Below are 14,150 nucleotides of genomic sequence, written 5' to 3'. Positions count from 1 at the left end.
GGATATTTATGAATCTTAATCTCGGTAATCAGGATAAAGAGTGGACTCGCTGGGCAATCGGCGTGTTGCAGGGGGATGCCAATCGCTCTGCCGATACACATCTGATTCCTTTAGATTTTAACAGGCTGCCTGGGATATCGATTTATCTGAAGGATGAGTCTACTCACCCTACAGGCAGTCTGAAGCACCGCTTGGCACGATCGCTTTTCCTGTATGGCATCTGCAACGGATGGATCAAAGAGAGTACTTGTTTAATCGAGGCATCTTCTGGTTCCACTGCGGTCAGCGAGGCGTATTTCGCTAAGCTCTTAAATCTGCCATTTACTGCAGTAATGCAGCGATCCACAAGCTGCCAGAAGATCGACGCTATCATCCGATTAGGAGGAAAGTGCCACTTTGTTGACAATCCTGGGGCTATCTACATGGTCGCCGAACAGCTTGCTCGTGAAACGGGTGGTCATTATTTAGATCAATTTACAAATGCAGAGCGGGCTACTGACTGGCGTGGTAACAATAACATCGCTGAAAGCATATTTTCGCAAATGGCGATGGAGCGAGATCCTGAGCCGGCTTGGGTGGTTATGAGTGCCGGCACTGGAGGAACGTCCGCCACAATCGGAAGGTATATCAAGTATAAGCATCTGAATACTCGACTTTGTGTAGTTGACGTTGAACATTCTGCTTTCTATGAATCCTTCGACACAGGGGATAAGGGAAGCACTTGTCCGACTCCCTCTCGGATTGAAGGTATTGGCAGGCCGAGAGTAGAGCCTTCGTTCATCCCTGATGTCATTGATCACATGATCAAGATTCCAGATGCTGCCTCACTTGCTGCGATGCACGTTCTTTCGGAGCGGCTATCGCGCCGTGTTGGTGGTTCCACCGGAACGAATTTTTTTGGCGTTTGTTGCATCGCGGAGCATATGTGCTCGCAGAAGCAGACAGGGTCGATAGTATCGGTTATTTGCGATTCAGGAGATCGTTATGCCTCAACGTATTACGATGCTGACTGGCTTAAAGAAGCCAACATTGACATAAGTCCTTATGAGAAATATTTGAATGCATTCCTCGATGGAAAGGGTTCAGACGTGTCGCTGATCAACCTCTGTAAAAATGTACGAAGCGAGTAGTCGATTGCCGCTTGTTATAAGCCATTGCTGAGCTAACGCCTCTTATGCAAGCTCTAACAAATAGGCACCTGGTATTTTCAATACTAGGTGCCTTTCGGTATACGCCAATTGCGTCTCTTGGGATGTATCAGCCAGCGAGCACTTCGCTGATCTGAATGATGGGCTTGAGATTAGTATAATTGGCGATGTCCGCGCCGATGGCTTTAGCGTGAGGCCCAAATGCAGCGGCAAATGCGTCGAGCGATTCGAAGAAGAGGTGGCCTATCGCAAGGTACGTCGGATCGCTTCCGGGCATTGGGCCTTGAAGGCCTTTTTCAATAGTGAAGTGGCTGCATGCTCCGGCCATCTTCTGCTGAATCATCGTCATATGGTTATCACGATAATAATCGAAGTCGAAGGTTGCGCCAGCTTCATTCGGGTAAAGAATGCTTACGTCAATCATTGAGTGTATTTCCTGGTTTAGTGATTAAACGGCGGCAATACCAACAGGGCGTTCGCCAGAGATGGTTGTTCGATGCATGACGCGTAAGTGACCGTCGTAGCCACCCTCTGCATTGTGAAGCGTACAGCGGTTGTCCCAAAGGGTGAGCATGTTCGGCGCCCACCGATGGCGGTAGATATATTTGTCCTGCACCATGTGCTGATACAAATAGCTCAACAGCGCCGATGATTCACCATGAGTCAAACCCTGAATACCCTGCGTGTAGACAGGGCTTGCGTATAAAGAATTTCGACCTGTTACCGGATGTACACGCACCAGCGGGTGTGGCCAGGTTTTGTCCGCGTCTTCACTGACCACTATCTTCATCGAGCGCGCTTCTGTTTCTTTTGCGAAGAGACCATTTTTGCCATAGGGCATGCTCGCAGAATGTATAGCGGCGAGACGACTCAGTAAGCCCTTCATCGTCTCGGAAAGGTCATCGTAGGCACGATAGCCGTCGGCAAACAGGGTATCGCCACCCACGGGCGGAGTGATCTTGGAATGCAGGATGGTTCCCGCCGGCGGCTGTTCCTGGAAGCTCCAGTCGGAATGCCACTGGGCACCGAAGTTGACCGCTTTCTCATCAGGCCCGCGCCTGAGTTCGAGAATGTGCGGATGGGCCTCCATCGGGACGATATATGGGTCTATTCCGAACTCACCAAATTGAAGCGTGAATGCCTCCAGTTGCGTGTGGGAGAGCGGCTGATCCGGAAAGTAAATTACCGAATGCCTGGCCCATGCCTCTTTTACCTCTTCGAGTACAGCTGCCGTGAGTGGCTTATCAATCGAAATACCAGTAACCCTGGCTCCAAAACCGTGCGCCTCGGGTTCTACCTGAATATGCCTGAAGTTGCTCTCCATCATCGCAGTCCCTTCTCTCGTTTTTATAAACAAATCACAGGATGACCGTGGAGCGATTCTCTGATGCCAGTCCACTGCTGTCGTTGCTACCGTGCGACAGAGAATTGATCTGAGATGCCAATACCCTTGGCGTTGGCTTTCCCACCCTTTGAACTGTCGTGTCGTCACAAATCTTTGGCGCGTGGTGCCATTCACTCAAATTTCCCTCTCACCCACACTGAGCCAAGCTGCGCAGCGACGGCTCGGCAATGATCAATAAAAATCCCGGAAAGGGCAGGGAAGGGGACGAACGGTGAGCGATTACGATCTGAGTTTTAAGCGTGTGTTGGCCCGTGGTGAGCTAGACGGCAGGTTCGACACGATCGTTATAGGTTCTGGCGCAGGCGGCCTAAGCACAGCCGCATTGTTAGCGCTGGAAGGTCAGCGCGTTTTGGTGCTTGAGCGCCACGCGGTGTTGGGCGGTTGCTTGCAATCCTTCAAACGCCAAGGCTTCGAGTGGGACGTTGGCCTGCACTACATGGGGGAGGTACACCGCAAGACGAGTGGACTCTATCGCCTTTTCGACAAAGTCTCAGGTGGTCAACTTGAATGGGCTCCCATGCCCGAGAACTACAATCGCATTATCGTAGGTGCCAATAGCTACGATCACATGGCTGGTGCACAAGTCTACAAGGATCGACTCAAAGACTACTTTCCGAAGGATGCGCGCGCGATCGATCGTTATGTAGAGCTAGTGGGTGAGGCAAGCCGGGCTGCGAAATCCTTCTTTGGAGAGCGTGCTTTGCCACGTTCAGCGTCTGAGGCAGCGTTCACCAGGGCTCAGACTGCATTCATGCCGCTTGCACAGCGGACGGTACAGGACGTTTTGGACGAATTGACGGACAACGCCGACCTCAAGGCGGTCTGGTGCGGGAATTACGGGGATTACTGCAATTCTCCGGCGGAGGCTTCTTTTGCGATCCACGCCATGGTTTTCAGCCATTACATCGATGGTGCTAGCTACCCCGTTGGAGGTTCACAACGCATCGCTACAACAATGGCCGACACTGTACGTGCTGCTGGAGGAGCTTGCCTTGTGGCGGCAGAGGTTGTGAGCATCGAAATTAGGGCTGGTTGCGTAGTAGGCGTACAAACCGCTGACGGAAGTCAGATTCGTGCGGATAGAGTCGTGAGTGCGATTGGTATTTCTCAGACCTTACCACTGTTGGCTCATTCCGATCCTGAGCTAGCGCAGCCATTGGGCGAGATGACTAAGCGGATGGGTACGACTCAATGTTTTGCTGTGCTGAATCTTGGCATCGACATCGCAAATGCGGATCTGAATATTCATCCAGCCAATCTTTGGGTGCACCCGAGCAATGATCTACCGGCGAACCTCGCACGTTACAAAGCTGATCCAGAGGGACAGCCCATGCCTTTACATTTCATTGCCCACCCATCGCTGCGGGATCCGAGTTGGCCAGACCGTCACCCTAAGCAAAGCACTATGGATATTTGCGGCCTCACTGATTGGGCGGTGTTCGAGCGCTTCACTGGCACGAAGTGGAAGCATAGAGGTGCAGAGTACGAGGACATGACGGCAAGACTGAGTGAAGACCTGATGGGCGTGGCCTTAAAACATTATCCTCAAATCGGCGGAAGCATTGCTCATGCCGAGTTGGCTACACCTCTCACTTTCAATCACTTTCTAAACCGCAGTCACGGCAATTTCATGGGCTATGAGCAAACGCCGCTACGTTTTGCACAGCGATGGATGCGCGCGCACGGCCCTGTTAAAGGCTTGTACTTTGGGGGACAGGATGTGACTGCTGCCGGAGTCAGTGGCGCGATGGTCAGTGGGCTTGTCGCGGCGAGCGCTGTTCTCGAACGTGACCTTTTCCGAGAGCTTTAACTCTCAAGTTCGCACTGGGGCGAATTGGCTCCACAAGCCGCACTTTGGTGGTCAGAACTCACAGTGTTGTTGATTGAAAGGGGCTTTCCTCCAGTAAGTAAGCTGCTTGCCAATTCATGGCGCAGTGCACTAGGTGCCTTACCGAAGTGACCTCGCACAGCATGCGAAAACGCGCTGGGCTCAGCGTAGCCCAGCCTTTCTGCCAGCATCACAAGCGGCAGATCGGGATCAGCGAGGCCTTCCAATGCCTCGCTCATACGCACCGCTTCCAGTAATTGGCGGAAGGATGAACCGCGTTCAGCCAATCGACGCTGAAGAGTACGCCTGCTGAGATCCAGCGAGTGCGCCACGCTGTCGCAATTCGCTTCTGAAAATCCCTGCGCAGCGATGGCTGCCGTCACGTAATCAACGAGCGTGTCGGAGCGACCCTGGGTTTTAAGCATCGCCTCTGCACGACCAAGTACGATGCGAAGTAGGGTTGGATCGGCAGCCTGCCAGGAGGAGTCCAGCAGTTCAGCGCCGAATACGACACGAGCGTGCTCGACTCCGAGAATGACCGGACATTCAAAATAGACTTGATAGCGGTCTGCTAAACACGCGTCAGTTCCAGGTAGCTCAATTCTGGATGGCCTACGATCAGCCGGCATACAGCTATAGAGAAGACGCATGTACGCGGCAAAGAGAGAATCTATTTGGGCGGGATGCATGGCTACGGGACTAGGTGTTACGTGGTAAACCAGCTGAACACCGTTGTTGGACGTGGGTTCAGTTAAAAAGCGACCAGAGTTGCTAACTAATTGCTGCAGCCTGACCGTGTGGGCGAGCGCCTGGCGTAATGAACTGCTGTGCATTAACACCAGTGCCACGACGTTCATTGATTGCAGTGGTAATGCTACTCCAACCTTCAAGCCTAGCAGCGGATCTTGGGAAAGTTGCATCGCACGCTGCCAAAGCCGTCTCACTTGCACGAGTTGCAGCTGCCGCGTAGGTGCCACGTCCTCCAGGTGTTGAGCCCAGGGAGCTCCCAAACGGGAAGGGTCGATACCTTGCCGAGTGAGCTCCTCGATGACGCCTACAAGCCAAGTGGCACTGACGGTGAGAGGTCGGGTCATTTTATGTCCGTTAGCCGCAGCGCATTGTCTGGTTGGTTGGAAACATACGAAACTCCTTACCAGGCGCTGTATTGCAAATCGGTTGCTCAAGGTCAGCGAAGTGTTACGACAGACTGTGTAGCACGTCTGAAGGGGATATTCCATGGCTTCGATTTCGTATCGAAATGAACGTGGCGGGCTGGAATTCGGAGGAAAGCGGAAGGGAAGTGCGGGGAAATTAAGCATTTTGATAGCGGGCAGTTTGGGGCTGCCCGCTATGCTGACATCACGTTTTACGAAACATCGGATTAGATTTTTACGGGTTCGCCCAGAACATGCATCAGGCGGTTCGCCCATCCGAAGATGGCCGTGGCCAACACCAGATCAACAACGCCAAGCGTGTCAAAACCGAGGTCTTTCAGCGCGTCTGCATGCTGTCCTTTCAATGATGGAGGTGATTTAGCCAGCTCTACGGCGAAGTCGAAAAGAGCCTGAGAACGCACATCCAACCGAGCTTCTGTTTCGTCTGCAAAGATTTTTGCGACCAGCTCTGTACTTTTGGTTAGTTGATTGTATCGGGCACCGTGTACTGCAGCGCAGTAGACACAGCGGTTAACAATCGAAGAACCTATCGCACCTAGTTCACGCTCAGCAGGGGGTAAGCCGGCGCGACCATACATGATGGCGTTAAACAAAGGTGATCGTACCGCGAGCGATTCAGGGTCATGAGCAAGAGTGAGCACATATTCCGAGATTTTTTTGCTCGATGGGGTCACTTTCATCGCATCGAGCTGCTCTTGGCTCGCGCTTTCTAACTCGACAGGCTTGATGTACGGCGACCAGTGAGGCACCGATACGGTGAAATTATGCACGACCTGGCTCATTTCATTTCTCCTGCAATTTTAAACCCAGCTACGACCCGGAGCTGATAGTTAACGAAAGCAAGAACCTCGGTGAGCCTGACGATATCCGGCTCTGTAATACCGACAGCCTTCAATGTGTCGATATCTTGCTTCGTAGCTTCGCGTGGCTTTTGAGTGACCAGATCAGTAAATCGGATGATTGCCATGAAGCGTTCATCACCGTATGCCGTCTGCTGAGGATTGGCGGCGACATAGAGTCCTTCATCGCCACCAGCTGACTCAAGGCATGCATGGTAGTGATCAGCCAGTTCTTCAGAATCGCTCAACCGAGCGATTCGTTCAGCAAGAGCTGCACGCTCTGCATGTGACAGACCGCCAGGATCTTTCGGAATGATCACGGCATCATGGCTCGCTTGACTGAGTGCCATAATTTCTGCCCGCTCCGCAATGGCCATCGCGAGCGGAGAGTTTTCATTTGCGCCGACAAGACGCTCGATAATATTCGGAGTAAGCATATAAGTTCCAATAGTTAGCGACGCGTTATTTCCTAATTCAGCTGTATTCGGTAGCAGAACTAAAAAATCATATTCGCCGAAAGTTAAAGAACGCTCGCGAGAGAAACGAACTTCGTGGTCATGAATGCGTCGAGTGCGCCGGGGCCACCTTCGGTTCCGTATCCGGAATCTTTGACGCCGCCAAACGGATGCTCTGGTAGTGCAACGCTGTGATGGTTAATCGAGATGGCGCCAGATTCGATTCCGTTGAACAGCTTATTTGCAGAGGTAAGCGATCGGGTATAGGCGTATGCGGAGAGACCATATGGCAGTCTGTTTGCTTCTTTGATGGCATCCTCGATGTCGTCAAACGAATTGATCAATGCAATTGGCCCAAATGGTTCATCAACCATGGCGCGGGCAGTTACCGGTACATTCGTCAGAACCGTTGGTTCGAAGAAGTACCCTTTGTTGCCTACGCGATTTCCGCCGATCTCTAGCTTCGCTCCATGCGATACCGCATCCGCCACGAGTTCTTCTGTCGCCTTGAGCCGGCCAGCGTGCGCCATTGGGCCCATGGTTACGTTGGGATCAAGACCGTCACCTACCTTGATGGCGCGTGCGCCTTCCACGAAGCGGGAAACAAACTCGTCGAATACTTTCGAGTGAACGATGAAGCGAGTAGGGGAGACACAGACCTGGCCCGCATTGCGGTATTTAGCTGCAACAGAAATCTTGACTGCGGTGGCGATGTCCGCGTCGTCCATTACGATCACGGGCGCGTGGCCACCCAGCTCCATCGTGGATCGCTTCATGTGCAACCCTGCGAGGCTCGCAAGCTTTTTGCCCACTGGCGTAGATCCGGTGAAGGTTACTTTCCGGATAGAGGGATGGGCAATCAAATGCTCAGAAATTTGGCCCGAGTCGCCAAAAAGCAGGTTGACTGCTCCAGGAGAAACGCCAGCGTCAGCGAATGCTTTGACGAGCTCGACAGCACAGGACGGTGCCTCGGTAGCACCTTTCAAAATGATCGAACAGCCGGCCGCCAAGGCACCAGCGACTTTTTTTACGGCTTGAATGAGGGGGAAGTTCCACGGCGCGAATCCCACTACAGGCCCGATTGGCTCCATCAGAGTAAATTGATGAATACCCAATGCGCGGGAAGGTATGACTCGTCCATATGCACGTCTGCCTTCTTCAGCATGCCAATCGATGGTGTCTGCAGTTGCTGCGACTTCACCCATTGCTTCCGCCAAGGGCTTTCCATGCTCGGCAGTGAGTACCAGAGCGATATTTTCAGCACGCTCACGAATCAAATTTGCCGCTTTATGCATTATCGATGCACGATCGAGCGCGGAAACCTGCTTCCATGTCGCAAAGCCTTTCTCAGCTGCGATTGCCGCGTCTTCTATGTCAGCCAAGCTCGCTTTCGCGATGAGTCCGATCTGATCTTCTGTTGCCGGATTTATTACAGGGATCGATTCACTGGGATGCGTATTACGCCATACACCGCCAATAAACAATGGTATTTGTTCCATGATCACCTCTCATAGTTGCTATGGTTTTGACATCCCACGACTTGGCTAAAAACTCATTGTGGTGCTTAGCTACAAGCTATCTACGACACATGGGCTTCAATAAAATATAGGGCATTTCCCAACAGAAAATTTTCTGTTCTTTTTCAGAAAACACATCAAATTTAGAATTTTCTTCTAAAAAATATGACGCTAGTAAAAGTATTATCCAATTGGATGGCGGGGAGCGATTTTGCCTCTACTACATGGAAGTTTCTGTCCCTAGGCGAACGCAAGGATCGTTTCAACCAGCCTCAAGACCCCACTGCTGATACGAGTCGCTTATTCTGGTGAAGGGCGCGTGAGCGCTATTGGTTGTATTTGGCAAAGCAGGGATTCATTAACCCGAAAATCCTTTCCGGTGATCACTTTTGTTTTTTTGAGTTTTGGAAATTGCTCGGTGCCACCCCATGCCATCGCTTGAATGCTTGAGAGAAGCTCGATAAATCACTGAAGCCTAGTCGCTCGGCGATCTCGGTCAGGCTCAGGCGGGAGTCGTTGATCATTTCGATGGCGCTGCTGCTGCGGGCTTCTGCCAGCAGTGTTCGAAACGTGGTGCCTTCATCGCTCAGTCGGCGCTTCAGGGTGCGCGTGCTGATATGGGTCAGACGGGCAATTTCGGAAAGATCCCTTGGTGTGTTTTCGGAGCTAGTTAGGTAATGCTGCACCAGGGCAGTCATGCCCGAGCGGGCGACTCTGCTTTGCATCAACTTTGTGCACATCTGTTCGCACATGCTTACCGTGACGGCATTGGCCTGGGGCAAGGGGTGTGACAGGAATGCACGATTGAAGGATAGGCTATTGCAGTTGGCCGAGTAGGTCGGAGTGGTGCCCAAAAGATGATCGATGCCAGGTAGCGTTGGTGCAGTAGCTCTGAGGGTAAAACGCGACAGTGCGAAGTGTTCACCAGCCAACTCGTTCAGGAGCACTGCTGCTGCAGCCATATCCCGAGCCAGCACAAAATCACGCAAGTCCGACGCTAGCCCAGGCGCTTGAAAGGTCAACACGCCGTCATTGCCTTGCGCTTCATACAAAATGACGGTGAAAGCGTAGGTGAGCGGCAGAAAGCGCAACGCCAATGCCAAGGCATCACCTGTAGTCGCACTGCTAATCAAGCCGTAACCGAACAGGCCATAAGTGGAGAAGTGATAGCGTGTACCAACTTCAAATCCCAAGCCGGATGGATTCCCTAGAAGTGTCAGCAAATTGCTGATCACGCGTAGCTCCTGATCGGCGGTCAACTCGACGTTCGGATCGCCCAATTGCGCCTGAGTCAGCCCAGAGCCCGCAAGAACTTTAGTGGCCGACAGGCCTTTCTCACGACCGAATTCGAGCTGTAACAAGGCGCTGGCGGGGCCGCGCGTAAAATCCCGAAAGCTCATGACTCTTTGCCTATTGCGAAAGATTGGCCCAAATAATAAAGCAGTTGGCCCTTTCCAGCATTGGTCTCTTCCCTGATAGGCGTCAACATCATCCGTGTTCGGCTAGCCGTTTCAACAACAATAAAGGCTGTCGCGGTGCTTGGCGCGAATCAGAAATCGCTTTTAAACGTTTCTGATTAGACGTTTGGGACTTCGCACTGTTCTGTGCGTGAGAAAACAATAATGAAAAAGACCTTCGATTACATCGTTGTGGGTGGTGGTTCCGGTGGGTGTGTGGTTGCGAGCAGGTTGACCGAAGATCCGAACGTCAGCGTTTGTGTGCTGGAGGCGGGGGGAGGTGGTCAATCAAGTCTGATAAATATCCCAGCCGCCGTGGTGTCCATGGTGCCGACTTCGGTGAACAACTGGTCGTTCGAAACCGTTCCGCAAATATCTCTTGCTGGCCGCAAGGGCTACCAGCCTCGCGGTAAGACATTGGGCGGTTCATCAGCGATCAACGCCATGATTTATGTACGGGGACATCAATGGGATTACGACCATTGGGCTTCGTTGGGTAATACCGGCTGGGCGTTCAGAGACGTGCTGCCTTACTTCCGCCTCAGCGAACACAACGAGCGAATCGATAACGAATGGCACGGTCGAGGCGGGCCTTTGTGGGTAAGCGATCTGCGTTCCGACAACCCGTTTCAGCAGCGATTCCTGGACGCGGCCCGTCAGACCGGTTTGCCGCTCAACGACGATTTCAACGGTGTCGAGCAGGAAGGCGTAGGTATTTACCAAGTGACGCAAAAGCATGGTGAGCGTTGCAGTGCAGCGCGAGCCTATCTTCTTCCTCATATCGGTGTACGCAACAATCTAACGGTGGAAACCCGGGCACAGGTTCAACGCATCCTGTTCGAAGGTACCCGCGCCGTAGGTGTGGAAGTTCTTCAACACGGCCAGATTCACGTGTTACGGGCACATAGGGAAGTAATCCTTGCCGCCGGAGCCTTTCAGACGCCACAACTGTTGATGCTTTCTGGTGTGGGGCCGGAGGCAGAACTGCAACGCCACGGCATCAAAGTCCTGCTGAATCTTCCAGGGGTAGGCCAGAACCTGCAGGATCACCCGGATTTTGTCTTCGTTTACAAAACACCCAGCCTCGACGCAATGGGCGTCTCCATGGGCGGCGGTGTCAAGCTGCTGAAAGAGGCAGTCCGTTTTCGAAATGAACGTCGGGGTATGTTGACCTCGAACTTTGCCGAAGGCGGGGCGTTTCTTAAAACTCGCGAGGCTTTGGACAAACCGGATATTCAACTGCACTTCGTCGTTGCGCCGGTCGAGGATCATGCCCGCAAATTGCGACTCGGCCATGGACTTTCCTGCCATTTTTGCCTTCTGCGACCACGCAGTCGCGGTGCGGTGTCGCTGGCCAGCAATGACCCGCAAACGGCGCCATTGATTGATCCGGCCTTTCTTCAGGATCCACAAGATCTTGAAGACATGGTCGCGGCGTTCAAAATCACCCGTCAGTTGATGCAGGCTCCCGCTCTTGCCAGTTGGATCACTCAAGATCTGTATACCGCAGAAATCGGCACCGATGAGCAGATCCGCGCCATCCTGCAACGTCGCACCGACAGCGTTTATCACCCAGTGGGTACCTGCCGGATGGGCGTTGACGCACTTGCTGTGGTGGACTCGAAGCTGCGCGTACATGGGTTGCAGGGCTTACGGATTGTCGATGCTTCCATTATGCCAACCCTCATCGGCGGCAATACTAACGCGCCGACAATCATGATCGCTGAGAAAGCCGCTGATCTTATTCGGGGTATTCAACGGGTGAAATTGTCCGTGGAGCCGGAAGACTCGACCATTGCCAATAACAAGAATGAGGCACCTTATGTCGTTGCATGAATTTGATGTGGACCTTCAGTCCGCAATGCCTCTGACCGCGATCATCATTGGAACCGGCTTCGCTGGCATCGGCATGGCCGTTGCGTTGCAAAAGGCCGGCGTCGAGGACTTCGTCATCCTGGAAAAAAAACATGACGTAGGCGGTGTCTGGCGGGACAACACATATCCCGGCGCAGCGTGCGACGTACCTTCGCACTTATATTCGTTTTCGTTTGAGCCCAATCCGGGCTGGAGCCGAGTGTTCGCTCCGCAGGGTGAAATTCATAACTACCTGCAACGCTGTACCGACAAATATGGGTTGAGTAAGTACATCCGTTTTGGCGTCGAAGTCGCCTCCGCTGAATTCGATGAAGCGACCTCGCTGTGGCAGGTCATTCAGAGGGACGGAACTGTACTGAGTGCTTCGTTGCTGATTAGCGGCACCGGACAGCTGAGCCGCCCGGCATTTCCAAAATTGGCGGGCATGGATAATTTCAAGGGCCACATCTTTCACTCGGCCACTTGGGATCACAGCTACTCGTTAGCTGGTAAGCGGGTAGCGGTAGTCGGCACCGGGGCCTCTGCGATCCAGTTTGTCCCGGCCATTGCCGGACAGGTGGAGCACTTGAAGGTTTTCCAGCGCTCTCCAGCGCACGTGATGCCACGTCCCGACCGCGCTTACTCCGAACGAGAAAAAGCCCTGCTACGCAATGTTCCCTGGTTGATGAAGGCTTACCGTGCATCAATATATCTACGGTATGAATCACGAGCTCTGGCATTTACCCGGTTCAAGTCTTTGATGAAATGGGCGGTCGGTATTCCATTTCGCAAGCTGCTGACCGAGCAAGTGACTGATCCCGAATTACGGCAGAAACTTACTCCTGATTATCCGTTCGGCTGCAAACGCATTTTGCTGTCTAGCGAATACCTCAAGACCATGAGTCGGCCCAACGTGGAATTGGTCACCGACGGTATTGTCCGTATTACGGAGAACGGAATTGAAACCGCTGACGGCAGACAGCATGAGGTCGATGCGATCGTCTACGGTACCGGGTTTGCGGCCACTGAATTTTTGTCTCCGATGCGCATTGTCGGGCGTGGCGGAATAAACCTTAATCAGGCTTGGCGCGACGGTACCCGGGCTTATCTTGGACTAGCGGTTCCGAACTTCCCCAATTTCTTCATGCTCTACGGCCCAAATACCAATCTTGGCCACAACTCGATCGTGTATATGCTTGAAAGCCAGATTGCCCACATCATGCGATGCTTGCGCACTTTGAATGCAACAGAGACGAACACAGTTGAGGTCGATCAAAGCGCGTATGACCGTTTCCACCAACAGACCCAGAACCGCCTGGCCAACACGGTGTGGAACGGATGCAAGAGCTGGTACGTCGATGAAGCCGGCAACAACAGCACAAATTGGCCAGGCTTCACCCTAACCTATCGCTGGCTAACGCGATTCTCGGCTTTGCACGCCTACCGCTTTAGCCGTCAGTTCGAAGGAGGCACCACGATAGCGGAATCACCAGATTGGCTTGAGGTGATGAAAACTCGTTTTTTGCGAGGCTTCTTGCGCACCACATTTCGGTCGTTGATCGGGCCGGGATTGGGTGTCGTCGCGCAGAGAAGGGTGGTCAGGGGACTTTCCCGGCTGATGCCCGGCACCACTGGCGTGATCCGTTATTGCCAGCAGGTCAATGGTGTTCCCGTACAGGTGGTTGCTCCCAAGCAAGGTGAGAGCGGCGGTGTCATTTTGTACCTGCACGGCGGAGCGTTTTGCCTCGGCTCCCCGGACACGCACTGGAGCATCACCAGTCGCTTGGCCAAGGCATCCCGGATGTCGGTATGGGTTGCGAATTACCGATTGGCTCCAGAGCATCCCTGTCCAGCAGCACTGCAAGATGCGCTGGCATGCTATGAAGCCTTGCGCGCTCAAGGTTATGCCGCCAACCGGATTTTTCTCGCAGGCGATTCGGCGGGCGCTGCGTTGGTATTGGCCTTGGCCCTCAAGCTTCGAGATCGTTACGAGCTTTTTGCCGCTGGGCTGCTGCTGATGTCACCGGTAACCGACGAGCACTTGACCGGCGCCTCAATGATCTCGCGACTTAAGGAAGACCCCATGATTCGTCGCGATTGGCTTGAGCAGGGATTGGGTTGGTATGCCTCCGATGAGGCGACGCCCAGTCCATTGCGAGTGGATCTGCAAGGACTGCCTCCGATGCTGGTTCAGGTTGGCGAGCATGAACTGCTGTTATCCGATTCCATACGTTTGGCCGAACACGCAGTCAACAGTGGGGTGAATTGCTGGCTGGAGGTGTACGCAGCACGATGGCACGTTTTTCAGCTTCAAGCCTTTTACCTGCGCTCAGCGGCCAAAGCGCTGAACACAGTGGCTGAGTTTGCCCGTGAGCAACTTTCACAGGCGGAGCCAACAAGTTCGTGATGATGGTGAAAGCGTGCGTCTAGCTGCTGTCGTTGCGACAGGGCTAGACGCATCAGATAACCGAA

11 protein-coding genes are annotated in these 14,150 nt (G+C 53.1%); 4 read left to right on the top strand and 7 right to left on the bottom strand.

The features are described 5' to 3' along the window. Positions 1-8: 8 nt before the first annotated feature. Complete coding sequence (locus J3D60_RS05230; protein ID WP_253490218.1) at positions 9-1,130, top strand: PLP-dependent cysteine synthase family protein; 1,122 nt, start codon at positions 9-11, stop codon at positions 1,128-1,130. Between the two features lie 127 nt (positions 1,131-1,257). Here J3D60_RS05230 and J3D60_RS05225 read toward each other — a convergent pair whose 3' ends face one another. Together J3D60_RS05225 and J3D60_RS05220 are read right to left on the bottom strand one after the other, a co-directional pair. Next, positions 1,258-1,572, bottom strand: coding sequence for an EthD family reductase (locus J3D60_RS05225; RefSeq protein WP_253490216.1), 315 nt, complete (start codon positions 1,570-1,572; stop codon positions 1,258-1,260). A 24-nt stretch (positions 1,573-1,596) separates the two neighbouring features. Then, the gene (locus J3D60_RS05220; RefSeq protein ID WP_253490214.1) at positions 1,597-2,472 is read right to left on the bottom strand and encodes a TauD/TfdA family dioxygenase; all 876 of its coding nucleotides are present in this window, start codon (positions 2,470-2,472) and stop codon (positions 1,597-1,599) included. Positions 2,473-2,764: 292 nt separating this feature from the next. On the opposite strand from J3D60_RS05220, the gene J3D60_RS05215 reads away from it, so the two are divergent. Beyond that, complete coding sequence (locus J3D60_RS05215; RefSeq protein WP_253490212.1) at positions 2,765-4,363, top strand: NAD(P)/FAD-dependent oxidoreductase; 1,599 nt, start codon at positions 2,765-2,767, stop codon at positions 4,361-4,363. Here J3D60_RS05215 and J3D60_RS05210 read toward each other — a convergent pair. From J3D60_RS05210 to J3D60_RS05190, 5 genes are all read right to left on the bottom strand, one after another. Beyond that, a complete protein-coding gene (locus J3D60_RS05210) occupies positions 4,360-5,475 on the bottom strand; it encodes an AraC family transcriptional regulator (protein ID WP_301294466.1) in 1,116 nt (371 codons plus the stop codon). The two genes, J3D60_RS05215 and J3D60_RS05210, sit on opposite strands and share 4 nt — an antisense overlap. Positions 5,476-5,762: 287 nt before the next feature. Then, positions 5,763-6,338, bottom strand: coding sequence for a peroxidase-related enzyme (locus J3D60_RS05205; protein WP_253490209.1), 576 nt, complete (start codon positions 6,336-6,338; stop codon positions 5,763-5,765). Beyond that, positions 6,335-6,832 (bottom strand): CMD domain-containing protein, encoded by a 498-nt coding sequence (locus J3D60_RS05200; protein ID WP_050548696.1) that lies wholly within the window; start codon positions 6,830-6,832, stop codon positions 6,335-6,337. The genes J3D60_RS05205 and J3D60_RS05200 overlap by 4 nt, the downstream gene beginning before the upstream one ends. Positions 6,833-6,915: 83 nt before the next feature. Then, a complete protein-coding gene (locus tag J3D60_RS05195; protein WP_367399676.1) occupies positions 6,916-8,352 on the bottom strand; it encodes an NAD-dependent succinate-semialdehyde dehydrogenase in 1,437 nt (478 codons plus the stop codon). A gap of 398 nt (positions 8,353-8,750) precedes the next feature. After that, entirely contained in the window at positions 8,751-9,767 is a 1,017-nt protein-coding gene (locus J3D60_RS05190; protein ID WP_253490207.1) for an AraC family transcriptional regulator, read from the bottom strand. Positions 9,768-9,989: 222 nt separating this feature from the next. Between J3D60_RS05190 and J3D60_RS05185 the strand changes: the two genes are divergently transcribed. Beyond that, complete coding sequence (locus J3D60_RS05185) at positions 9,990-11,660, top strand: GMC family oxidoreductase (protein WP_253490206.1); 1,671 nt, start codon at positions 9,990-9,992, stop codon at positions 11,658-11,660. Beyond that, positions 11,647-14,085, top strand: a complete 2,439-nt coding sequence (locus J3D60_RS05180; protein ID WP_253490205.1) for an alpha/beta hydrolase fold domain-containing protein — start codon at positions 11,647-11,649, stop codon at positions 14,083-14,085. The genes J3D60_RS05185 and J3D60_RS05180 overlap by 14 nt, the downstream gene beginning before the upstream one ends. The last annotated feature ends 65 nt before the right edge of the window (positions 14,086-14,150 follow it).

Source organism: Pseudomonas sp. S3E17 (genome assembly GCF_024168685.1).
Lineage (GTDB): Bacteria > Pseudomonadota > Gammaproteobacteria > Pseudomonadales > Pseudomonadaceae > Aquipseudomonas > Aquipseudomonas marginalis.
Note: the sequence above shows the minus strand (reverse complement) of the source record. Positions and strands in the feature narration are given on the sequence as shown.